Origin of the sequence: Candidatus Accumulibacter cognatus (assembly GCF_000584975.1) — a bacterium.
Taxonomy (GTDB): domain Bacteria; phylum Pseudomonadota; class Gammaproteobacteria; order Burkholderiales; family Rhodocyclaceae; genus Accumulibacter; species Accumulibacter cognatus.
In genome coordinates, this window is sequence record NZ_JDST02000031.1 from 73,660 (window position 1) to 96,081 (window position 22,422).

Annotated in this window: 26 protein-coding genes; 5 read left to right on the forward strand and 21 right to left on the reverse strand. The window is 61.1% G+C overall.

The window, feature by feature from the left end; genetic code table 11:
• Positions 1-336 precede the first annotated feature (336 nt).
• From AW06_RS06840 to AW06_RS06855, 4 genes are all read right to left on the reverse strand, one after another.
• The gene (locus tag AW06_RS06840) at positions 337-1,155 is read right to left on the reverse strand and encodes a symmetrical bis(5'-nucleosyl)-tetraphosphatase (RefSeq protein ID WP_034947621.1); all 819 of its coding nucleotides are present in this window, start codon (positions 1,153-1,155) and stop codon (positions 337-339) included.
• 9 nt (positions 1,156-1,164) lie between these two features.
• On the reverse strand, positions 1,165-2,166 hold the full coding sequence (galE, locus tag AW06_RS06845) for a UDP-glucose 4-epimerase GalE (RefSeq protein ID WP_034947624.1): 1,002 nt from the start codon (positions 2,164-2,166) through the stop codon (positions 1,165-1,167).
• Between the two features lie 211 nt (positions 2,167-2,377).
• Positions 2,378-2,692, reverse strand: coding sequence for an H-NS histone family protein (locus AW06_RS06850; protein WP_034947627.1), 315 nt, complete (start codon positions 2,690-2,692; stop codon positions 2,378-2,380).
• A gap of 343 nt (positions 2,693-3,035) precedes the next feature.
• Positions 3,036-3,623: a flavin reductase family protein gene (locus AW06_RS06855; protein WP_273704464.1), complete on the reverse strand. Its 588-nt coding sequence runs from the start codon at positions 3,621-3,623 to the stop codon at positions 3,036-3,038.
• Positions 3,624-3,917: 294 nt separating this feature from the next.
• On the opposite strand from AW06_RS06855, the gene mutY reads away from it, so the two are divergent.
• Complete coding sequence (mutY, locus tag AW06_RS06860; RefSeq protein ID WP_034947631.1) at positions 3,918-4,967, forward strand: A/G-specific adenine glycosylase; 1,050 nt, start codon at positions 3,918-3,920, stop codon at positions 4,965-4,967.
• A 38-nt stretch (positions 4,968-5,005) separates the two neighbouring features.
• Here the strand turns inward: mutY and AW06_RS20055 are convergent, their stop codons facing one another.
• The 7 genes from AW06_RS20055 to AW06_RS06895 form a co-directional block, all read right to left on the reverse strand.
• A complete protein-coding gene (locus tag AW06_RS20055; protein ID WP_273704465.1) occupies positions 5,006-8,443 on the reverse strand; it encodes an EAL domain-containing protein in 3,438 nt (1,145 codons plus the stop codon).
• Between the two features lie 88 nt (positions 8,444-8,531).
• The gene (locus AW06_RS06870) at positions 8,532-9,749 is read right to left on the reverse strand and encodes an MFS transporter (protein WP_034947634.1); all 1,218 of its coding nucleotides are present in this window, start codon (positions 9,747-9,749) and stop codon (positions 8,532-8,534) included.
• Between the two features lie 19 nt (positions 9,750-9,768).
• A complete protein-coding gene (locus AW06_RS06875) occupies positions 9,769-10,386 on the reverse strand; it encodes a flavin prenyltransferase UbiX (protein WP_034947636.1) in 618 nt (205 codons plus the stop codon).
• Complete coding sequence (locus AW06_RS06880) at positions 10,379-10,927, reverse strand: Gx transporter family protein (protein WP_273704467.1); 549 nt, start codon at positions 10,925-10,927, stop codon at positions 10,379-10,381. Before AW06_RS06880 ends, AW06_RS06875 begins: the two co-directional genes overlap by 8 nt.
• Positions 10,928-10,969: 42 nt before the next feature.
• On the reverse strand, positions 10,970-11,491 hold the full coding sequence (locus AW06_RS06885; RefSeq protein WP_171047199.1) for a DUF3124 domain-containing protein: 522 nt from the start codon (positions 11,489-11,491) through the stop codon (positions 10,970-10,972).
• Positions 11,492-11,579: 88 nt separating this feature from the next.
• Positions 11,580-12,263, reverse strand: coding sequence for a fumarylacetoacetate hydrolase family protein (locus AW06_RS06890; protein WP_034947639.1), 684 nt, complete (start codon positions 12,261-12,263; stop codon positions 11,580-11,582).
• A 19-nt stretch (positions 12,264-12,282) separates the two neighbouring features.
• Complete coding sequence (locus tag AW06_RS06895; protein ID WP_034947642.1) at positions 12,283-13,029, reverse strand: Nif3-like dinuclear metal center hexameric protein; 747 nt, start codon at positions 13,027-13,029, stop codon at positions 12,283-12,285.
• 21 nt (positions 13,030-13,050) lie between these two features.
• Here AW06_RS06895 and AW06_RS06900 point away from each other — a divergent pair, with 21 nt between their 5' ends.
• A complete protein-coding gene (locus AW06_RS06900; RefSeq protein ID WP_034947645.1) occupies positions 13,051-14,229 on the forward strand; it encodes a trypsin-like peptidase domain-containing protein in 1,179 nt (392 codons plus the stop codon).
• A 12-nt stretch (positions 14,230-14,241) separates the two neighbouring features.
• Positions 14,242-15,048, forward strand: coding sequence for a class II glutamine amidotransferase (locus tag AW06_RS06905; RefSeq protein WP_034947647.1), 807 nt, complete (start codon positions 14,242-14,244; stop codon positions 15,046-15,048).
• Between the two features lie 22 nt (positions 15,049-15,070).
• Here the strand turns inward: AW06_RS06905 and tatC are convergent, their stop codons facing one another.
• The 10 genes from tatC to hisB form a co-directional block, all read right to left on the reverse strand.
• Positions 15,071-15,934 carry a twin-arginine translocase subunit TatC gene (tatC, locus tag AW06_RS06910; protein ID WP_034947650.1) on the reverse strand — a complete coding sequence of 288 codons (864 nt, stop codon included), beginning with the start codon at positions 15,932-15,934 and terminating at the stop codon, positions 15,071-15,073.
• Between the two features lie 7 nt (positions 15,935-15,941).
• A complete protein-coding gene (gene tatB, locus AW06_RS06915; RefSeq protein WP_034947653.1) occupies positions 15,942-16,370 on the reverse strand; it encodes a Sec-independent protein translocase protein TatB in 429 nt (142 codons plus the stop codon).
• Positions 16,371-16,376: 6 nt separating this feature from the next.
• Positions 16,377-16,655 (reverse strand): Sec-independent protein translocase subunit TatA, encoded by a 279-nt coding sequence (gene tatA / locus AW06_RS06920; protein ID WP_034947656.1) that lies wholly within the window; start codon positions 16,653-16,655, stop codon positions 16,377-16,379.
• A gap of 69 nt (positions 16,656-16,724) precedes the next feature.
• Positions 16,725-17,075: a histidine triad nucleotide-binding protein gene (locus AW06_RS06925; protein WP_034947659.1), complete on the reverse strand. Its 351-nt coding sequence runs from the start codon at positions 17,073-17,075 to the stop codon at positions 16,725-16,727.
• Positions 17,076-17,079: 4 nt separating this feature from the next.
• Positions 17,080-17,400 (reverse strand): phosphoribosyl-ATP diphosphatase, encoded by a 321-nt coding sequence (locus AW06_RS06930; protein WP_034926467.1) that lies wholly within the window; start codon positions 17,398-17,400, stop codon positions 17,080-17,082.
• Positions 17,397-17,801: a phosphoribosyl-AMP cyclohydrolase gene (hisI, locus tag AW06_RS06935; RefSeq protein WP_273704466.1), complete on the reverse strand. Its 405-nt coding sequence runs from the start codon at positions 17,799-17,801 to the stop codon at positions 17,397-17,399. Before hisI ends, AW06_RS06930 begins: the two co-directional genes overlap by 4 nt.
• Complete coding sequence (hisF, locus tag AW06_RS06940; RefSeq protein ID WP_034947662.1) at positions 17,798-18,559, reverse strand: imidazole glycerol phosphate synthase subunit HisF; 762 nt, start codon at positions 18,557-18,559, stop codon at positions 17,798-17,800. Before hisF ends, hisI begins: the two co-directional genes overlap by 4 nt.
• A 40-nt stretch (positions 18,560-18,599) precedes the next feature.
• Positions 18,600-19,343: a 1-(5-phosphoribosyl)-5-[(5-phosphoribosylamino)methylideneamino]imidazole-4-carboxamide isomerase gene (gene hisA / locus AW06_RS06945; protein ID WP_034947665.1), complete on the reverse strand. Its 744-nt coding sequence runs from the start codon at positions 19,341-19,343 to the stop codon at positions 18,600-18,602.
• A gap of 54 nt (positions 19,344-19,397) precedes the next feature.
• Positions 19,398-20,069, reverse strand: a complete 672-nt coding sequence (gene hisH, locus AW06_RS06950; RefSeq protein ID WP_046535894.1) for an imidazole glycerol phosphate synthase subunit HisH — start codon at positions 20,067-20,069, stop codon at positions 19,398-19,400.
• Complete coding sequence (gene hisB, locus AW06_RS06955) at positions 20,069-20,656, reverse strand: imidazoleglycerol-phosphate dehydratase HisB (protein ID WP_034947772.1); 588 nt, start codon at positions 20,654-20,656, stop codon at positions 20,069-20,071. The genes hisH and hisB overlap by 1 nt, the downstream gene beginning before the upstream one ends.
• Before the next feature lie 267 nt (positions 20,657-20,923).
• Here hisB and hisC point away from each other — a divergent pair, with 267 nt between their 5' ends.
• Together hisC and AW06_RS06965 are read left to right on the forward strand one after the other, a co-directional pair.
• Complete coding sequence (gene hisC, locus AW06_RS06960) at positions 20,924-22,018, forward strand: histidinol-phosphate transaminase (RefSeq protein WP_034947668.1); 1,095 nt, start codon at positions 20,924-20,926, stop codon at positions 22,016-22,018.
• Positions 22,019-22,038: 20 nt separating this feature from the next.
• Positions 22,039-22,413 (forward strand): diacylglycerol kinase, encoded by a 375-nt coding sequence (locus AW06_RS06965; protein ID WP_034947671.1) that lies wholly within the window; start codon positions 22,039-22,041, stop codon positions 22,411-22,413.
• Positions 22,414-22,422 lie beyond the last annotated feature (9 nt).

The window sequence follows — 22,422 nt, forward strand, 5'->3', positions numbered from 1 at the left end:
GACTTTCTCCGAAGTGTTTTCCCCATTTTGGCAAGAGAGGTTGGTGAGTGGCTAACGCGACTTCCACATTAAGGGGCGGTTTAAGGGACTGTTTCCCCTCAGCAAACAAAGCAAATTCCATGCTTGTTAATATAACGACTTGATGTAATTGGTATTTGTCTCCGATTACAGAACTGCTTCTTGATCCGGTGTAAAAAGGTCCGACACCGGATCAAGACCGAAACTCGGTGGGCCATTCGAGCGGGATGTCAAGCAGCCCGAGGGCGCGCCGACCTCACCTGTCTGGACTGCTGTTCCGATCCGCATGTGGCTCGCCGCGGGGCAGGCGGCAAGGATTCAAACGCCTTCTTGGCAGGTCGAGCAATCCACCTGGAACAGTGCGCGGTCATCCAGGCGCACGGCGGTCAGGTGACGACCCCAGAAACAACCGGAATCGAGGGCCAGCAGGTTGGGCTCGATCCGCAGTCCAAGCGCCGACCAATGGCCAATCACGAGAACGTCAGCGGAGCTGAGCCTGCCGGGAACTTCGAACCACGGCAGTTGGCCAGGCGGGGCATCGGCCAGCTCGCCCTTGGTCTTGAATTCCATGACTCCTGCGGGCGAACAGAAACGCATCCGGGTCATCGCGTTGACAATCACCCGCAAGCGTGGCCAGCCCTGCAGATCTTCGTGCCACGCTGCCGGTTCACTGCCCCACAGATTGGCCAGGAAATCCTGGTGAGCGGGACCGGTGAGCGCTGCCTCGACCTCTGCGGCCAGCGCCCGTGCCCGGGCGACAGTCCATTGTGGCAAGAGTCCGGCATGCACCATGCAGAATTCGCCTTCGCGGTGGCACAGCAGTCGATGCCGCAGCCAGTCCAGCAGGTCTGCACAGTCGGGGGCATTGAGGATCTCGTCGAGCGTATCGCCCTTGCTGCGCCTGCCGGATCCTGCGGCCACCATTAGCAGGTAGAGGTCGTGATTGCCGAGGACGGTGACTGCGGCTGGGCCGAGATCGCGCACGAAGCGCAAGGTGTCGAGTGAGCGCGGACCACGGTTAACCAGGTCGCCGACCAGCCACAGGCGGTCGCCTGCGGGGTCGAAACGGCATTTTTCTAGCAGTTTCAGCAGCGATTCGAAGCAGCCCTGAACATCTCCGATTGCGTAGGTCGCCATGCTCGGTGATCAGACGGTCGCGTGTTGTTGCCAGCGCCAGGCATCGGCGCACATCTGCTCGATGCCGCGGCGGGCTTGCCATCCCAGCAGGTCGGCGGCGAGCTGCGGGTCAGCGTAGCAGGTTGCCACGTCGCCCGGCCGTCGCGGCACCCGTGCGTAGGGCACTGGCCGACCGCTGGCGGCAGCGAAGGCGCGCACCATGTCGAGGACCGAGTAGCCGCAGCCGGTGCCGAGATTGACGGTCAGCAGGCCGCCCTTGTCGAGCAGGTAGTCCAGTGCCGCGAGGTGACCTTCGACGAGATCCATCACGTGAATGTAATCGCGTACTCCGGTGCCGTCAGGGGTCGGATAATCGCTGCCGAAAACGCTCAACTGCGGGCGTTTGCCTGCGGCCACCTGGGCGACGTAGGGCAGGAGGTTATTGGGAACACCATTCGGTTCCTCGCCAATCAGGCCGCTTTCGTGCGCGCCGACAGGATTGAAATAGCGCAGGCGGGCGATCCGCCATGCGGTGTCGGCGTGCGCCAGATCGGCGAGGATGTCCTCGATCATCAGCTTGCTGGCACCGTAGGGATTGGTCGCCGAACGGGGGAAGTCTTCACGGATCGGTACCGAAGCCGGGTTGCCGTAAACCGTGGCGGAAGAACTGAAAATCAGGGTTTTCACAGCCGCCTCGGCCATCGCCTTGCACAGCGCGATGGCGCCGCCGACGTTGCAGTCATAATACCGTAAAGGCTGCGCGACCGACTCGCCGACGGCCTTCAGACCGGCGAAGTGAATCACGGCATCGATCGGCGTCGCGGCAAAAATCGACCGCAATAACTGGTGATCACGAACGTCGCCTTGGAAGAAGAGCGGTCGTTGACCGGCAATCTTTGCCACCCGATCGAGTACTTCGCGCCGGCTGTTCGAGAGATTATCGATGACGGTCACGGTGTGACCAGCGGCGAGCAATGCGACGCAGGCATGCGAACCGATATAACCGGTTCCTCCGGTGACCAAAATATTCATCCGCTAAATTCCCTGGGATCCGTTGCCGGAGGTCCGCTGTCATGGCAGGCATTGCGCGTCGATAAGCGCCGCCAGATAAGTTCTCCGATCTCCGACTCGCGCTTTCCTTACAGTTGGCCGCAGGAATGTCGGAAGACTCTTTCAAGAGCGTTTAACCGTTGTTCATGGCGGACGTGCAATGCTCTACGCCATCCCCGATTAAACCAGGAGTTTAAACGAGGAACTCGTCGCGGTGCCGTCCTTCTTCTGTTTCAAGGCGGGTCAGCCAGTTTGGTGGCTTGCCGCGACCCGACCAGGTTTCACCGTTGGGACCACGGTATTTGACGGCGACAGGTACCCGGATCTTGCCGGCAACCATTCCCATTGCCCCTGCCATCTTGAAGCCAAGGTCTGCCGCCGTCAGGCCGTACTCGGCAATCAATTGCTTAACCCGAGCGATCACTTCCGACAACTCTGCCTGCCGAGCGGCTTCTATCTGTTTTTCCAGGATCGCACGTTGTGCGAGTAGTTCCTGATAACTGGCCATACACTACTCCTTTGGGAAAATCGTCTTATACACCATAACCGGATGATTGCAACAGGCTGTCGGTTATTTGTCAAGTGCAATGACCGATTGCTCGCGTGGTCAATTTAAAGCCGTGGCGCCGAGGCTGCAGATATTCAGTTAATTTAGAAGAAAAACCGGATTTCATACCACTGCCATTGTGAGGTTATCGCCTCGAAACAAGGGACATAATGCCGAATAAGGTTGGAGTTAACGGGCATGACTTTCACTGGCCTCGATCATGAAAGTCATGATCATTTCCTTATTCCACGACCCCTCGGCAAGTGGAGAGGTAAAGTCGTGAGTCGCTGGCGCGACTTTCACATTAACATTCCGAATTGCTGTGCAGCCGTCGATAGCGGCCAGCATGGAAAATCAGTGGATCGGCGGCCTGGCCACGGGCAAAGCGCTGGACGCGACCCAGGAAAATAAGGTGGTCGCCGCCCGGATAATGCGCCTCGTGACTGCATTCAAACCACGCCGAGCAGCCTTCGATAAGGGGTACTCCGGCCAGCCCAGGCGTGAAGACGAGCGCATCGAAACGATCCTCGTCACGGCTGGCGAAACAGTTCGAGATGGCTTCCTGATTGGCGGCCAGGACATTGACGGCGTAATGGCCAGCGTGACGAAAGGCTGCGAGTCGGGGGGAGTCGCATGCGAGGCTCCACAGGATCAAGGGAGGGTCCAGGGAAACGGCGTTGAAGGAACTGATGGTGAGGCCGATCGGCTTGCCATCGGTGGCCAGTGTGGTCAGCACGGTGACGCCGGTGGCAAAGCTGCCGAGTGCGTCGCGAAAGTCGCGGCAGACCAGATCCCTATCCCTGGTGGCCTGTGCGTGACGGGTATTCCCGCCGGGCAGGTCGATCGCCGCTGCTTCCGGATTGTCCGGGGAGGAGTCAAGAGGGGCACGCATCAGGCGACCCGGATGTGTTGTGCAGGCGTGTCAAGATTCAACGTCGAACGTTGGTAAAATGATTCCCGAGTTCCCGAATTATTCTGCGCTGCCACTGATCCACCGGATACTGTACAAAACTCATGATTATCACCGGGCAGCTTTCATATGTCGAGACGATTCTGATGCAGTGCCATTTCTGTTTTCGCGCGCGGACATTTACCGAGACAGCTGCAGGGGTTTATCCGCGGTGCTTGTCGGCCACCGCTGGCATGACCTTGAGGCCGACATCGGTGGCACCGGTGTGCTTAGTCCATGGCTGACGCCTGGCCGGCGACCGGGCCGGGCTTCTCGATACGGGTGATTGCCTGGCAGAGGGTGCATGGCCGCCACGATCTGCCCTGGCAACAGACATTTGACCCGTACCGCATCTGGTTATCTGAAATCATGTTGCAGCAAACCCAGGTGCCGACCGTGATTCCTTATTACACGCGCTTTCTCGCACGTTTTCCCACGCTTGCAGCACTTGCCGAAGCTTCTCTCGAGAGTGTTCTCGAATTGTGGTCCGGGCTCGGCTATTACGCGCGTGCACGCAATCTGCACCGCTGCGCGCAAATTCTCGTTGCCGAGCGTGCGGGTCGGTTCTCCGCCGATCCCGGCGAAACCGCAGCATTGCCGGGAATCGGTCGCTCTACCGCGGCGGCGATCAGTGTTTTCGCCTTTGGTCGTCGAGCCACGGTTCTCGATGGTAACGTCAAACGCGTGCTGGCGCGTTGCTTCGGGGTTGCCAGTGGCGCGGCGCGGGACGAGCGCGCGCTGTGGGCGTTGGCCGAAACGCTGCTCCCGGAAAACGACATTGAGGCCTATACGCAAGGGATGATGGATCTCGGGGCGACCGTTTGCCGCCGTCACCATCCTGCCTGCGACGTTTGTCCGCTACAGGCCGCCTGCATTGCTCGCCGACAGGGCCGACAAGCCGAACTGCCCTCGCCAGCGCCGAGAAAAGTATTACCTGAACGGGTGAGCAGCGTCCTGCTGCTCAGCGACGGCTGTCGCGTGTTCCTCGAACGCCGCCCACCGAGTGGTCTCTGGGGAGGTTTGCTGAGCCTGCCCGAAGCGCTCAGCGAGTCGGCCGCAAGTTTTGCCCGGCGCCAGGGTTGCCGGTTGCTGGGCACGCAGGCGCTGTCGCCGATGACGCATGCGTTTACCCATTTCAGGCTGATCCTCCAGATACTGCGCTGCGATGTCGAAGTGATCAGCCTGCAGGTCAGGGAACACGGGTACGAGTGGCTGCTCCTGGACGATCTCGCTGGCGCAGCATTGCCGACGCCGATCAAGAAGCTGCTGCTGTCCCTCGGTCGCTGACACGGCTCGGTCCGCCTGCCTGAGCGAATCCTTGCCGGTCAGCGCCCACCCTGGTTCAGGAGTTGTTCGAAGGCATCGACGGGCAGGGGGCGGCTGAAGAGAAATCCCTGGTAGCCGTGGCAGCCATGGTCTTCAAGAAACTGGCGCTGCGCCTCGTTTTCGACCCCCTCGGCCAGCACCTTGAGACCGAGGCTGCTTCCCATGGTGACAATGGTTTGCGCGATCACCGCATCGCTCTGGTTGTCGGGGAGTCTGTTGACGAAGGCACGATCGATCTTGAGTTGGTCGAGCGGCAAACGGGTCAGGTAAGACAGAGACGAATAACCGGTGCCGAAGTCGTCCATCGAGAAGCTGACGCCGAGCTGCTTGATGACGTCCATTTTGGCGATCGTGTCGGCCACGTTGTCCAGCACCAGGCTCTCGGTCAGTTCGAGTTTCAGGCGCAGAGGGTCGGCGCCGCTGTATTCGATGACCTTTCGGAGTTGCTCGACGAAATCGGCCTGGCGGAACTGGCGTGCGCTGACATTGACCGCCAACTGTAAATCGCGTGTCCGCGCCTCGACGGACCAGGCCCGGAGTTGCGCGCAGGCGGTTTCCAGCACCCAGTGCCCGATCGGTACGATCAGCCCGGTATCTTCGGCAAGCGGGATGAATCGGTTGGGTGGGACCAGGCCGTGCTCAGGGTGCTGCCAGCGCAGCAGCGCCTCGGCAGCAACAATACGGCGCAGCTCATCGACCTGTGGCTGGTAATGCAGGATGAACTGGTTTTTCTGCAAAGCCATATGCAGATCTTCTTCCAGCTGTCGCCGGTCGCTGGCGGCCTGGTTCATACTCGCGGTAAAAAACTGCATGTTGTTGCGCCCGGCTGATTTGGCGTGATACATCGCCGCATCGGCATTGCGCATGAGGATGTCGACGCTCTCCCCATCGCCGGGGAACACGGCGATGCCGATGCTCGAGGTGGTGTGCAGTCTCTGTCCTTCGAGGTGGTAGGGTTGCGACAAGGTGGTGAGGATTTTGCTGGCGACTCGTTCGGCGGCGATGGCGTCAGCGCCGGTCAGGACGACGACGAACTCGTCGCCACCCAGGCGGGCCACCACATCGCTTTCGCGCACGCTCGCCATCAACCGTTTCGAAACTTCCAGCAGCAGCGAGTCGCCGACATGGTGACCCAGGGTATCGTTGATATTTTTGAAACGATCGAGATCGAGAAACATCACCGCCAGCGGACGGTGCTGGCTGTCACGTCGTGCCGCAGCCAGGGCCTGCTCAAGACGACCCTGCAAATTGGAGCGGTTGGGCAGATCGGTCAGGGTATCGAAATGCGCGAGGTGACTGATCCTTTCTTCGGCCGCTTTGCGTTCGGAAATATCGACGAAGCTGCCGATATAATGTTCGATATTCCCGTCGGATCCGCAGATGGTCGAGATCGACAGCCATTTCGGGTAGACGCTGCCGTCCTTGCGACGGTCCCAGATCTCGCCCTGCCAGTGGCCGGTTCTGTTGATCGACTGCCACATGGCGCGGTACGTTTCCGGAGGCGAGAGCCCTGATGATAGCCGGCGCGGGTTCTCGCCGCGTACCTCATCGGCGGCATATCCGGTGAGGCGACAGAAGGCCTTGTTGACCTCCAGGATGCGGTTGTCGCGGTCGTTGACCATGATCGCCTCGGCGCTGTGTTCGAAGACTCCGGCCAGCAGACGCAGGCGGGTTTCCGTGACGTGACGATCACTGATGTCTTCCTTCACGGCAAGGTAATGGGTGACTTCGCCGTGATCGCCAAAAACCGGTGAAATGCTCGTCTGTTCCCAGAACAATTCGCCGTTCTTACGCCGGTTGTGCAGAATTCCGTTCCATACCTTACCTTCGAGCAGGGTTTGCCACAGTTGCTGATAGGTCTCGGGAGGGGTTTCACCGGATTTCAGGAAGCGCGTGTTCTGGCCAATAGCTTCGCTCCGGGAAAAGCCCGTCATCTGGGTAAAGCTGGGATTGACGTACTCGATCTCGCCATTGCGACTGGTGATGACAATGGCCACCGGACTATACTCGACCGCCTGCAGCAGAAGCCGCGATACCTGTTCGGCCTGCCGGTGTTCAGAGACGTCGGCGAGCACGACGGCAATGATCGGCGTTTCGCCGGCGGCGTTGTGGACGACAAACAGGGTGTGTATGGCCGGGATGCTGCGCTTGCCCAGCGAAGACAATTCCAGCTCGCCTGTCCACTGGCCTGTCTGGAGAACTGCCGGCAGGACTTCCTCCCGTAATTTTCGGCGGTTTTCTCCGGTATAGAAATGATTGAACGAATAATCGTGGTACACGGCGTTCGCCGGCAGATCGAGCAAGCGGAGCAGCTCCGGGTTGGCATAGGTGATGGTCCCGTCGGGATGCGTCATGCCAATGCCCTGGCCGGCGTTTTCTACCAGGCGTTCGAATATCTGGAGTCGCTTGCCGTTGTCGCGTTGTTGCCGTTCGCTGTCGACCAGGTTGGCGACGACCTGTGCCTCGCGTGTTTCGCTCCGCCACAGACGCAGCAGCAGTGCGGCGAATAGCGCGAGCAACAGGAAACCGCAAGCGCCCACCACCAGTGCACGTGTTCGCCAGCCAGCGAGGACGTCGTCGAAGCTGACGCCGATGATGAAATAGAAAGGGTAGTGTTCGAGCCGGTGAAAGCTGTAAATCCGCTGTATGCCGTCGGTCTGGGAGGCAAAGTGCAAGGTTCCCGTCCTGTCGCCGCGGGCCATCGGTGGTCGAAGCGGATGATCCGGATCGAGTTCCTGGTTCATCCTGCCTGGCACCGACGGCCAGCGCACGACCTGTCGGTGGTCGTCGCTGCGTCGAAACGAGATGACGCCATTGCTGCCGACATCGACCGAGCGAAAGATCTCCACCTGGCGATCCAGGTCGAGCACCGCGGTGACGATGCCAAGAAACCCACTCTGCGGGTCCTGCAGTGCACGGGCGATGATCAAGCTGGGCCGTCCGGTGGCGCGCGAAATGATCACTTCGGAGAACAGCAGGCCGGACTGCGGTCGGTTTTGCAGGGAGCGAAAGTAAGCCCGATCGGCGACATTGGCGGGTAGCGTATGGGGTCCGTTCGAGCTGTTCAGCAGATCGCCGTTGCGGTCGAAAATCCGCAGACCGGCCAGCTCATCGAAATGTAGCAGGTGCGCGTCGAGTGCCTCGCCCAGCTGCGCCGCGTAGCTGGCTGACACTGGCCGGGCCAGAGCCTGCGCCGGGAGGCTACGGCTTAATCCTTGCAGGATGGCATCGGTACGACGCAGCGTGGCGTCCAGTCGCATTTCGAAGATCGCCGCGTAATTGCGGGTTTGGGTTTCGGCATCGACGATTTGCTCCTGGTAGCTCAACCATAGTTGGTAAGCCAGCAGTTGCAGGACGCAGAAGACAAGGAAGCCAAGGCCAAGCAGCAACGTTCGGCGCTGCCTTCGGTCGGTGATGGGTGCTTTTTCCGTGATCATCTGGGAATACTGCAAGACTTTGCCGTTGAAGGCAAGGATGCGCCCAGGGAGTGATCGGTTTGCGGGTGGACGCGAATCTCCTGTCCGCTCAGGAAACGTGAGTAGGTGGCGGCGCGGCGCCGATCCTGCCGATCGCCCAGCGTCCAAAGCCAACGCCACAGGCCAGTGTGAGGAATGCTGCCGTCCAGCCGGCCTGCAGGCTGCGGCCGAAGGCATCAAGGGCGACGCCAAAGGCGATCGGTCCGATGCAGGCGCCGGCAAAGCCGATAGACGAGTACAGGGCGAGCGCAGTGCCGCGTTTTTCGGGTGAGGTTTCGGTGAGCAGGCCGGCCGTCAACGCGGCCGAATCGAGATTCATGCTCGCCGCGTAAACCAGCAGCAAGGGCACCAACACGAGGCCCGACTGGCTACCCGAGAAGCCGACGACAACCGCCAGAACGCCGGACAAAGGCATTACGGCCTGTAGCCAGCGACCGCGTCCCCAGTGCTGCGCGCCTTCGTTGCCGAGAATGCTGGCGGGGACCGCGAGAAAGGTGGCCAGCGCGGCAATCAATCCCGGCATCGCCGTCCAGGAATCGGGCGTTCGGGCATGCGTCCAGGTCAGGTAGGCGACCAGCCAGGCCCGGAAGCCGAAGAGTTCCCAGTTGTGACCGAAATAGCCGCCACAGAAAGCCAGGATGCGTCGATCACCCAGGACGCTTCGCCAGTGGCTGTGCCCGACCGGCATCGCTGCCAGCGGTTTGCCCGGTGCGATGCCACACCAGACCAGCAGCATCGACAGTGCCGCACAAACCGCCGCGATGGCGAACAGCCCGGGCCATGGCAGCCGTTCCTGGAGCAGTCCGATCCAGAGATACGACAGCCCGGCGCCGACACCGAACGTGGCAGTATAGAACGCGGTGCCCCGTGCTTGTACAGCGACCGGCAGCCGGTCCGTCAGCGCCTTGAGACCCGGCATGTAGGTTCCGGCCAGACCCAGACCAGCCAGCCACCACCAGCACAGGCCACTTGCCAGACCGTCGGCGAAGCTCGCGAAGCCGGCCAGGGCGAGCGCGCTCACGGTTGCGCCGGCCAGGTAGATGCGCCGCGCGTCGATGCGATCGGTCAGGCTGACCAGTACAGGGACGGCGAGGATGTAGCCGAGGAAAAAAATGCCGCCCAGCCAGCCGCCAGCGGTCGCCGACAAGGACCAGCGTTGCGAAAGTTGTGGCAAGAGCGACGGCACCAGCGCAAAGCCGGCCATCAGCAATGCCTCGGCGATGCAGAAAGTGAGGACCAGCACGGCCGAAGAGGGTTGGCCAGTCATCGTTCAACAGGTGGGGAGGTCATGGGGCAGTCGGCGCCTCTCCCCAGCGTGGCATCAGCGCATGGCGTACCTGCAGCTGGTCAAGAATGCGCGCCACCACGAAATCGACGAGGTCCCCGACTCGCTGTGGATGGTGATAAAAGCCCGGGCTGGGAGGCAGGATCACGGCTCCCGCCCGTGCCAGACGCAACATGTTTTCGAGATGTATCACCGACAGTGGTGTCTCACGTGGCACCAGAATCAGCTTGCGGCCTTCCTTGAGGACCACGTCGGCAGCCCGTTCGATCAACTTGCTGGCCAGCCCCTGGGCGATCGCCGCGAGGGTCCCCAGCGAACACGGACAGATCACCATGGCATCAGGCGGGTTGGAGCCACTGGCGAGCGGCGCGAACCATTCTTCGCGCCCGTAGACCTCGAGTTGGCCCGGCAAGCCGGGGTAGCGTTCCTCCAGGCCGGCCCGTGCCTCGCTGGCACGGGCCGGCAAGTCGAGCCCCATCTCCTGCCGGGCGACGATCTGCGCGACCTGAGAGTAAAGGAGCTGAACCCGGCAGCCGGCGGCGAGCAGGCATTCGAGCAAGCGCACGCCATAGGGCATGCCGGAGGCGCCGGTGAAGGCCAGGCAGACGGTTTCAGGCATGGTCGATCTCGGGTTGTTGGGCTGGCAATTCTTCGAGCAGACGTGCCGCAATCAGGCCGTTGATGATCCCGAAGGCGAGTGCCGCCACTGCAAAGAAAGGGACTAGCAGGAACAGGCCATTATGGGGAACCAGCCACAGCCGGGCCAGCAGCAGTTGCCCGCTGATATGGGCAAAGGCTGCCAGGATGCTCCAGCTGACTGGCCCGAAGCAGCGCTGGGGCAGGCGCACGGCAATCGCCAGCGTCAGCAGGCTACACAGCGCGCCGCTAAGGCTCATGAAAAATCCGGGTGACAGAAAGTAGCCCAGTAGCAGGCTGCCGGCGAAGATACGCAGGCCGCTCACCCAGGCAGCAGCAGCCCAGCCATAGCGCGCCAGAACGATCAGCGTGACGATATTCGCGAGACCGGGTTTGACGCCTGGCAGGGGCATCGGAATGGCCGCGTCGATCAGGGACAGACCGATCGCCGCCGTCGCCAGCCGCGCGATGCGGTGGTCATCGGGCGTCGTGTGCAGCGTGACCAGCCGCTGGCGATCAGGTATCACTAGCCATCGTCACGGTGCCTGTCCGGTGCCGCGGCACGCTCAAGGTTCCGATATGGCGCGGCCGCGCGAGATGAAAGCGACCGAATAGCCTGCCTGAAACTTGGAATGCAGGGCCTCTATGGTTGGTGGCGAGACGGGTGTGGCTGCCTCCCACTTGATCGCATAATTGGCTCCGGAACCGCCGGCGTTCTCGCGAAGTTCGACGAACAGTTCGAAGGTACCAAACGGAGGAATTACCCTGGGGGTCGGTACCGAGTTGCGAATCAGGGCGCCCTCGGTATTGTAGTAAGGCGCCGCGACGACCCGGATCGGGTGGCTGGGGTCGGTATTGCGGACGCTGACCATGACCGACAACAGGGTGTTGTCGGGACGGCCCGAAGAGGACACATTGCCATGCCGAATCTCGGAGTAGATCGGCACGTAGACTGTTTGCCCGCGGGTAGGTGGTTCGATTCCTTCGGCGAGTGCAGAGCTCATCGCGCAGGCGAGGGTCAGCGTGACTGCCAGCCAGCAGCGGCCAACAGAAGTAAAGCGGCGGAAGAACGAGGAGGTGGCATTCATGACAGGCTCCTTGGAGGGGATCGTCGGATCGGCGATACCGGGGTACAACCCGGCATCATCCGACAGGGGAGAGGAACGGTGTGAGATCTCAGATGAGTCGAACGCAGATCTCGTCGACGCCAGCGACGCCGGCCTCCAGCACATCGCCACGCCGCACCGTCGAGACGCCTGCGGGGGTGCCGGTGAAAATCAGGTCTCCCGCGGCGAGAATCACGTAGGTCGACAGGTTGGCGATGACTTCTGCGACTTTCCACGACATCTGTTCGAGGTCGCCATTCTGTCGCAGTTGGCCATTGACCTTGAGCCAGATCGAACCGCGTGCCGGATGTCCGACGGTCGCGAGGGGATGGATCGCAGTGATTGGCGCACTCTGGTCGAACCCTTTGCCCATGTCCCAGGGATGGCCCTTGTTCTTGGCAAGTAGCTGCAGGTCGCGCCGGGTCAGATCGAGACCGACTGCGTAGCCGTAGACGCAGTCAAGCGCCTGAGCCGGGTCGATATTGGCGCCACCTGCAGCCAGTGCAACGACCAGTTCGACCTCGTGCTGAAGGTTGTCGGTGGCTGGTGGATAGGCGACCTCACCGCCGCCCTGCACCAGCGTATCGGCGGGCTTGCTGAAGAAGAAAGGGGGTTCGCGGCGATCGGCGCCCATCTCCGCGGCATGATCGGCGTAATTGCGGCCGACGCAGTAGACTCTGCGGACCGGGAACAGAGTGTTGCCGCCGGCAACGGGAACGCTGGCCGGAGGGGGGGGTGGAAAGACGTAGTTCATGGCAGCTCCTTGCGGTGATTCAGACCGGGTTGTCGATGTCGACGAATTGACAGTCAAGGCCGAAACGTTCGGCCAGATGAGCGGCCAGTGCCTGCACGCCAAAGCGTTCGCTGGCGTGGTGACCGGCGGCAAGGTAGGCGACGCCGGACTCGCGTGCAAGATGCACGGTCTGCTCGGCGATCTCACCGCTCAGGTAGAGATCGACGCCGAGCGTGATGGCCTGTTCGAACAATCCCTGTGCTGCGCCGGAACACCATCCGACGCGGCTGACCAGGCGATCGCCGTCACCGATCAGCAGCGGCGGGCGCTGCAACTCGCGGCCAACACGATCGACGATCGCCGAGATGGGGGTCGGGTATTCCAGGGTGCCCAGCCAGCCGACGTCTTGCTCGCCAAAACGAGCGTTCGGGGTCCAGCCGAGTCGTCTGGCCAGTTGTGCATTGTTCCCGAATTCCGGGTGGCCATCGAGTGGCAGATGATAGGCGATCAGGTTGATGTCGTGCTGGAGCAGCGTTTGCAGGCGCGTTTTCCGCAGGCCGGTGACACGACCCTCTTCGCCGCGCCAGAACCAGCCATGATGGACCAGGAGAGCGTCAGCGCCACGCTCGACAGCCGCATCGAGCAGCGCCTGGCTGGCCGTGACGCCGGCGATCAGGCGCCTGACTTCGGGGCGTCCTTCCACTTGCAGGCCGTTTGGGCAATAATCCCGGAAACGCCCTGGTTCCAGCAATTGCTCCAGGTAGCGTGTCAATTCTTGGCATTTCATTTACTGGCTCCGATTTCGCCCATGCGCAGGCTCTGGTTGATTTTTGCACAAACGGTGACGGTCAGTCTCGCCGTTCTCTTCGTGGTGAGCACGCTCAAGCCGGAGTGGCTGGACAAACCATCTCCGGCCAATGCGAATGTCGTGGCCCTGCAGGAGTCGGCCGTCGTGACCAATGCTCCGGCTACCACCCCAACCTCGTTCCGCGACGCGGCGAAGAAGGCGCTGCCGTCGGTCGTGCATATCTTTACCTCTCAGAAAATCAGGACGCGGCGTAATCCCTTGTTTGACGACCCGGTCTTCCGGCACTTTTTTGGGGACAACCCCGCAGGTGACGCGCCCAGGACTTCCGGGCTGGGTTCGGGGGTCATTGTCAGCCCTAACGGCTATATTCTCACGAACTTTCATGTGGTCGAAGCGGCAGACCAGATCGAGATCGCCCTCAGCGATGGCCGCAACCTCAACGCTCGCTTGGTGGGCAGTGATCCCGAGTCCGACCTCGCAGTCTTGCAGATTACCGAACACAACGGCAAGGAACTGCTGCTGCCGGCAATTACCCTGGGCCAGATGGACAACCTTGTGGTGGGAGACGTTGCGCTGGCCATTGGCAACCCTTTTGGCGTGGGCCAGACGGTGACCATGGGGATCATCTCCGCACTGGGTCGCTCGCATCTCGGAATCAATACCTTCGAGAACTTCATCCAGACCGACGCGGCGATCAACCCCGGCAATTCGGGGGGCGCGCTGGTGGACAGCCAGGGCAACCTGATCGGCATCAATACGGCCATCTACTCGCGCTCGGGCGGCTCGTTGGGGATCGGTTTTGCGATTCCGATCTCGATTGCCAGGAACGTCATGGAGCAGATCATCCAGACCGGTACCGTGACCCGCGGCTGGATCGGCGTCGAGGCTCAGGAAATCAGCGTCGACCTGGCAGAGTCCTTCGGCCTGCCGGATACCAACGGCGCCCTGATTGCCGGCGTCCTGCGCGGCAGTCCGGCCGATGCGGGCGGGATCAAACCGGGAGACATCCTGCTCGCCGTGGACGGACGGGAGGTCAAGGATCCGCAGGGTATGCTCGACCTGATCGCCGCGCAGAAGCCTGGCGAAACGATTTCCTTCCGATTGCGCCGTCAGAACAACGTACTCGATACTGCTGTCAAGATCGGCAAGCGGGCGCCACCGCGCCGCGAGCGCGAGTAATTGGGGTCGTCGATGTGCCAGTTACTGGCCATGAACTGCAATGTCCCGACCGACATCTGCTTTTCCTTTGCCGGATTTCAAGCGCGCGGCGGCGCCACCGATGTCCATGTTGACGGCTGGGGAATCGCTTTCTTCGAGGGGCGCGGCACGCGCGTTTTTCTCGACCCGCAACCGTCCTGCGTGTCGCCGGTTGCCGAACTGGTGCGCAGCTATCCGATTCATTCCAAAAACGTTATCGCCCACATCCGCAAGGCGACCCAGGGAGGGGTTGCCCTAGAGAACACGCATCCCTTCATGCGCGAGCTGTGGGGACGTTACTGGATTTTCGCCCATAACGGCAATCTGCCGGATTTTTCGCCGCAACTCGATGGCAGCTTTACTCCGGTTGGCCAGACCGATAGCGAACGTGCCTTTTGCTGGCTGCTGCAGAACCTGCGTCAGCGCTTTGGCTGCCGGTCACCGAGTCAGACCCGGCTGTTCGACGCGCTCCATCAACTCACCCTTGATCTCGGCGCGCGCGGCGCATGCAACTATCTGCTGTCGAATGGCGACTGTCTGTTTGCCCACTGTTCCACCCAGCTCAGCTACATCATCCGCCAGGCGCCGTTTACCGTTGCGCATCTGCGCGATCAGGATCTGAGTATCGATTTCAGCGATGTCACGACTCCCGATGATCGTGTCGCGGTCATCGCCACCGTGCCGCTGACCGACAACGAGTGCTGGACGACAATGCCGAACGGCAGTCTGTGGCTTTTTGCCGAGGGGAGGCCGGTCAGGCATCAACTGACCATTGCCGGGCCGGCAAAAACGCCTGCCTGAGCAATGTCGGCCAGCAGCGGGATCAGGCCTCTGGCTTGCGGTCAGTGTTCTGCTGCGCGCCGAGATCCTTGATCGCCGCATCCATCTCCTGGGCAGACAGGGGTGTCCAGTCGGCCGCAGGACTGTGCGGGGCTTTCGGGGTAGGCGGATCCATCGGCGTGGCGTGTGCCGAGCGCTGGCCGACAAAACGCGCGAGGAACAGCCCCAGTTCGAAAAGCAGGCAGAGCGGAATCGCCATCATCAACTGTGAAATCACGTCGGGCGGTGTGAACACGGCGCCCACGACGAAGGCACCGACGATCATGTAAGGACGCCATTCCCTGAGTTTGGCGACATCGACGATCCCGGCGTAGACCATCACCACCACGACTACCGGGACCTCGAAGGTCACTCCGAAAGCGACGAAAGTCGTGAGTACGAAAGAGAGGTACTTCTCGATGTCGGTCATCCAGGCGACACCCTCGGGGGCTACCTGTGACATGAACCCGAAGACGGTGGGAAAGACCAGGAAATAGGCGAAAGCCATGCCGACAAAGAACAGCAGCACACTTGCGGTCACCAGCGGCAGCGCCAGCCGCTTCTCATGGGCATACAGGCCCGGCGCGACGAAAGCCCAAACCTGATAGAGCACGTAGGGCAGGGCGATCAGGAAGGCAAGCATCAGTGCCACTTTCATCGGCACCAGGAAAATGCCGATCACATCGGTCGCAATCATCTGGCCGCCTTGCGGCAGGGTTGCCAGCAAGGGCTGCGCCAATAGCGCATAGAGCTCCTTGGCCCAGGGGAAAAGGCAGATGAAGACGATGCCGATGGCGATCAGCGCCCGGATCAGACGGTCGCGCAACTCGATCAGGTGCGAAAGGAAAGAATCTTCGGGTGGCTGCATCTCTCGATCAGACCGTTCGCTGCGACTGCTCTGGGTTGGCGGCAGGCACTGCAGCAGCGCTCGCCGGTGGCAGAGCATGGCTGGTCGCCGGGGATGGCGCCGTTGGTGCTGCCGGCTGTTCGAGCGCCGCCATGGGCTGCAGGTCACCACGGAGGGTTTGCTCCGTCTGGCTGAGCGCTTGCTTGGCAGCGCTCATTTCGGTGGTCAGACTCTGCTCGACGCTGCGTGCCGACTCCTGGAGTTCGCTCTGCAGTTTCTTCAGTTCCTCAAGCTGTATTTCACGGTTGATGTCGGATTTCACGTCATTGACGTAACGCTGCAGACGGCCGAGCATGTGCCCGGCCGTACGGGCTACCTTGGGCAGTCTTTCAGGACCAATCACCACCAGTGCGACGATGGCGATGACGATCATTTCGGAAAAGCCGATATCGAACATGGGTGGCTAGCTTCTGGTTTTCTCCCTGATCTCACCTTCGATGGTGTGACCCGTACCAACCTGCTGGGGCGGTTGTTGAGGGGGTGGGGGAGGCGAAACAGGTGGCATTGCGGCGGGCTGGGCCTCAGCGGCCTTGTCCTCTGCAGTCGCGTCTTTGATGCCGTCCTTGAAGCCCTTGACCGCGCCACCGAGATCGGATCCAAGGCTACGCAGCTTCTTGGTCCCAAAAACCAACAGAACGATGATCAGAACGATCAACCAATGCCAGATGCTGAAAGAGCCCATGTCAGGCCTCCATGAAGGTGAAATCGGGTGCAACGCCAGCGAGCTCGGCGCTACCCCCCGCCGCCGTGGTCAGATGCGTTTGAGCATCGGCCCGACTGGCTCCGGTCCGCCAACGATATGTGCATGCAGATGCTGCACTTCCTGATGGCCGATCCGTCCGGTATTGATGATCACCCGGAAGCCATCCGGGCTGCCCTGCTCGCTTGCCAGGCGATTGGCGATGGCGAGCATCCTGCCGAGCACCGGCACGTCGGCCTCGGTGGCCGTCGCCAGCGAGGTGATGTGACGTCTGGGGATGACCAGCAGATGTACCGGACGAGCCGGGTTGATATCGTGAAAGGCCAGAATCTCGTCGTCTTCATGAACCTTGCGCGCGGGAATCTGGCCCCCTGCGATCTTGCAGAACAAGCAGTTTTCCATGTTTTCAGCCCTTTCGTGATTTCTTCTCGTCGATTCCCGAGATTCCCTCACGCCGACGCATCTCCTGCAGTACATCCTCGATCGACAGGCCATAGAAAGCGAGCAGCACCATCATGTGATAGAGCACGTCGGCGGATTCCCAGACCACATGCAGGCGGTTGCCCTCCTTGCCTGCCATGATCAGTTCGGCAGTTTCTTCGCCGATCTTCTTCAGGATCGCGTCCGGTCCCTTGGCCATCAACTGCGCTGTGTAGGAAGTTTCCGGGTCGGCCTTGCGGCGTTCAAGCAGTGTTTCCGAGATCCGGTGCAACATATCCATGTTCATTTGCCGTAAATGTCCTCAGGGTTCTTGATCACTGGGTCGACCGCAACCCAGGAGTCACCCTGCAGTTGATAAAAAAAGCAGCTGGTTCGGCCCGTATGGCAGGCAATACCGCCTGCCTGGTCGATCGACAGCAGCAGCACATCGCCGTCGCAGTCGGTGCGCAGCGACCGCACGCGTTGCGTATGGCCGGACTCTTCGCCCTTGCGCCACAGACGCTGTCGCGAACGCGACCAGTATACCGCGCTCCCGGTGTTCATCGTCTCCTGCAATGATTGCCGATTCATGAAGGCAAACATCAGGACTCGACCGCTGCTGGCGTCTTGTGCAATGGTGGGAATCATACCCCGCTCATCCCATTTCAGTGCGTCGAGCCACTGCAGGCCGGGATCGAGATCACTCACAGACGAACCTCGATGCCCCGCTTGTGCAGGTATGTCTTGGCCTGGTGAACCGTATATTCACCAAAATGGAAGATGCTCGCGGCCAGGACGGCGTCGGCTCGGCCTTCAGAAACGCCGGCCGCGAGATGCTCTAGATTGCCGACGCCACCGCTGGCAATCACCGGGAGATCGACGGCATCGGAGACCGCGCGCGTCAGCGGCAGATCGAAACCGTTCCTGGTGCCGTCACGATCCATGCTGGTGAGCAGGATCTCGCCGGCACCGAGTTGCTGAACGCGGCGAGCCCAGGCGACGGCGTCGATACCGGTGTTCCTGCGTCCCCCGTGCGTGAATACCTGCCAGACCCCCGGTGCCGACTGCTTCGCGTCGATGGCCACGACAATGCATTGATTCCCAACCTTGGCAGATGCTTCGGCAATGAGATCCGGATTCTCGACGGCTGCGGTGTTCATGCTGACTTTGTCGGCGCCGGCATTCAGAAGGCGCCGTACATCGGCAACCGAACGGACGCCGCCGCCCACCGTCAATGGAATGAATACCTGTGCCGCACAGGCTTCGACGATGTGCAGGATAATGTCGCGCTGGTCCGAGGAAGCGGTGATATCGAGGAAGGTGACTTCGTCGGCGCCCTGCTCGTCGTAACGGCGTGCGATTTCGACGGGATCACCGGCATCACGCAAGTCAACGAAGTTGGTGCCCTTGACGACCCGGCCGGCAGTGACGTCAAGACAGGGGATGATGCGTTTGGCGAGGCCCAAGGTCAGCTACCGCCCCGAGCTTGCCAGGAGGAGAAGACGGTCATGGCTTTGCGGCACGGTCTGCGGTGGCCTGTGCCACAGCAAAATCAAGCGATCCATCGTAGATCGCGCGACCGGCGATGGCGGCGCTAATGCCTTCCTCTTCGACCGCGCAAAGCCGTTGGATGTCGTCGAGGCTAGACAGACCGCCACTGGCGATGACCGGAATCAACAGGGCCTGAGCGAGCTTCACCGTAGCCGCAATATTGATTCCCGAAAGCATGCCGTCACGGCCGATGTCGGTATAGATGATGGCCTCGACCCCATAGTCCTCGTACTTCTTCGCCAGGTCGATGACATCGTGACCGGTCATTTTTGACCAGCCATCAACCGCCACCTTGCCGTCTCTGGCATCGAGACCGACGATGATGTGGCCGGGAAAGGCGCCGCAGGCGTCGTGCAGAAAGCCAGGATTCTTCACCGCGGCAGTACCGATGATCACGTAACTGACACCGTCGTCCAGGCAACGCTCGATGGTGTCGAGATCGCGGATGCCGCCGCCGAGTTGCACGGGAATGTCATCACCGACGGCCTGCACGATTTCCTTGATCGCTTTCTCGTTTTTCGGCTTGCCGGCAAAAGCGCCGTCGAGGTCCACCACGTGCAGGCGGCGCGCGCCCTGCGCCAGCCAGTGGCGAGCCTGTTCGCCAGGGGAATCGGAGAAGACCGTAACCTGGTTCATCAGGCCTTGCTTGAGACGGACGCACTGTCCCTGTTTCAGGTCAATCGCGGGAATGATCAGCATCTTGAAAGAAGATAAAGGTGGGTTGAGACAAGTAAGTAAATCGTCTGCAGTTGATCAGGGTTTCCAGGCGACGAAGTTGGCCAGCATGGCGAGGCCCGCCAGGGCACTTTTTTCCGGGTGGCACTGAATGGCGAAGATATTATCCTGCGCCACTGCACTGGTAAAGGGGAGGCCATAATCGGTGCTCCCAACAACGCAGGCGTCGTCGGCCGGGGCAACGAAATAGCTGTGGACGAAATAGAAGCGTGTGCCATTGGCAATGCCCTTCCACAGGGGATGCCCCCTGACCTGTCGGACCTGATTCCAGCCCATGTGCGGTACCTTGAGGCGGTTGCCGGCTGCATCGACCATGTGCTCGGCAGGAAAGCGGCGAACCTTGCCAGCGATCACGCCAAGTCCTGGCACATCGCCTTCCTCGCTGTGCTCAAAGAGCATCTGCTGGCCAATGCAGATGCCGAGAAAGGGCTTGTTGCGTGCAGCTTCGATCACCGCCGACCGCAATCCACGCGCCTCGATCTCGCGCATGCAGTCGGGCATTGCCCCCTGACCGGGGAAGACCACGCGCTCGGCGTTGCTGACTACCGCCGGGTCAGCCGAGACCAGCACTGCACGTCCGTCGGCGACATGCACCAGCGCTTGCCAGACCGAGCGCAGGTTACCCATGCCGTAATCGACCACAACGATCGCACCCTGGCCATCATCCTTGGCTGTATTGTCGGCCAACATTACAGTGAGCCCTTGGTCGAGGGAATGATACCGCCGGCGCGCGGGTCTTCCTCAACGGCCATACGCAGCGCGCGACCGAAAGCCTTGAACACCGTTTCCGCCTGGTGGTGCGCGTTGTCGCCGCGCAGATTGTCGATATGTAGTGTCAGCAAGGCGTGATTGACCAGGCCCTGGAAAAATTCGTGTACCAGATCGACGTCAAAAGCGCCAATCATGGCCCTCCGAAAATCGACATGGAACTCGAGGCCCGGTCGGCCGGAGAGATCGACCACGACTCGAGACAGCGCTTCGTCGAGCGGTACATAGGCGTGCCCATAACGGCGCAGGCCCTTCTTGTCGCCGAGGGCACTGGCCAGTGCCTGCCCGATCGTGATGCCGATATCCTCGACGGTGTGGTGGGCGTCGATATGCAGGTCGCCGGCGGCCGCAACTTCGAGGTCGATCAGCCCGTGACGGGAAATCTGTTCAAGCATGTGGTCGAGGAAAGGCACTCCGGTCGCGAAGCTGCCGCGGCCACTGCCGTCAAGGTTCAGTCGAACGGTGATCCGGGTTTCGAGCGTATTCCTGGAAACTTCTGCTTGCCGCATCGGGTACCATTGCCGGGTGGCAGTTCGGGTCTGGAAAAGGTTCAGCCTGCTGCTGCGAACCGCAGGCCGATCATCAGCTTCGATCGACCGGTACGCATGATACCATTTCACGCTTCGCATGCATCCCGAACGGTCATGACTTTTCCGGGCATTCCCTGAATAGTTAGGTAGTCATGGCCTTTTCTACTCCCTTCCCCTCTCCCGCGAGTGGAGAGGGGAGGATTCGTGGTCGCATACGCGACTTTCACATTAACCGGGCAGCCTTTCATGAGTCGCTACTGGAGTTCTCTCGTTCACCGCCTGATGCCCTATGTTCCGGGCGAGCAGCCCAGGCTGCCAAACCTTGTCAAGCTGAACACCAACGAAAACCCTTATCCGCCCTCGCCGCGTGTCGATGCTGCGATTGCCGAAGAAATGGCGAATGGCGGCGAGTCGCTGCGGCTCTACCCGGATCCCGGCGCCGAGCGCCTCAAGGCGGCGATTGCGATCCGCTACATGCAGTTCGGCATCACACCGCAACAGATCTTCGTCGGTAACGGTTCCGACGAAGTACTGGCGCATGTCTTCATGGCGTTGCTCAAACACGAGTTGCCGATTTTCTTCCCGGATATCACTTACAGCTTCTACCCGGTCTACTGTGGCCTGTACGAAATCGCCCATGTGGCCGTCCCGCTCGACGAGAATTTCGAAATCCGCTGCGAAGATTACGCGGCAGCAAACGGCGGCATCATTTTCCCGAACCCGAATGCGCCGACGGGTCGTCTGCTGCCACTCTCGGCCATCGAGCGTCTGCTCCTGACGCATCACCGATCGGTCGTCGTCATCGATGAGGCTTACATCGACTTCGGCGGCGAGTCGGCGCTTGCGCTGGTCAATCAGCACCCGAATCTGCTGGTCGTGCACACCCTTTCGAAGTCGCGTTCGCTGGCCGGGCTGCGCGTCGGCTACGCGGTCGGCCATCACGACCTGATCGAGGCGCTCGAAAGAGTCAAGAACAGTTTCAATTCCTACCCGCTCGATCGGCTGGCGATTGCCGGTGCAGTCGCTGCCATCGGCGATCAGGAGCACTTTGAAATCACCCGGCAGGCCGTCATCAGCAGTCGCGAGGCCCTGCGCAGTACCTTGCTGCGGCTGGGTTTCGAAGTCCAGCCTTCGGCAGCCAATTTCATTTTTGCCCGTCACCCGCAGCATGACGCCGGTCAGCTCGCCGCGGCACTGCGCCAACGAGGCATCATCGTTCGTCATTTCAGGCTGCCGCGGATCGACCAGTATCTGCGGATCACGATCGGCACCGACGCACAATGCGCACTATTGGTCAAGGCTCTGGCCGAGATCGTGGGCGAATCAATCCTGATTGCTTGAGCTGTCGCAAGGAGAGCCAGGTGGCTGAAGAAAGCCCGTTCAAGGGACAGACCGGCTGGCGGCGGATTTGGAACGCATTCCACTATTCGCGGGCAGGTCTGTACGCGGCCTATTGTTCAGAAAACGCCTTTCGGCAGGAGGTACTGCTCGCCACGTTGCTGGTCCCGCTGGCTTTCCTCCTGTCGCCGAACGGGCTCGGGCTGGCACTGATGATCGGCAGTTTGCTGCTGGTGCTGATCGTCGAATTGCTCAATTCAGCGATCGAGGCGACGGTCGACCGGATTTCGCTGGATCGGCACCCGCTGGCCAAGCGTGCCAAGGACATCGGCAGCGCAGCGGTGCTGCTGGCCTTGCTCAACGTTCCGGTCATCTGGGCTTGCGTCTTGTTTGGGTGAGTCGGGTGC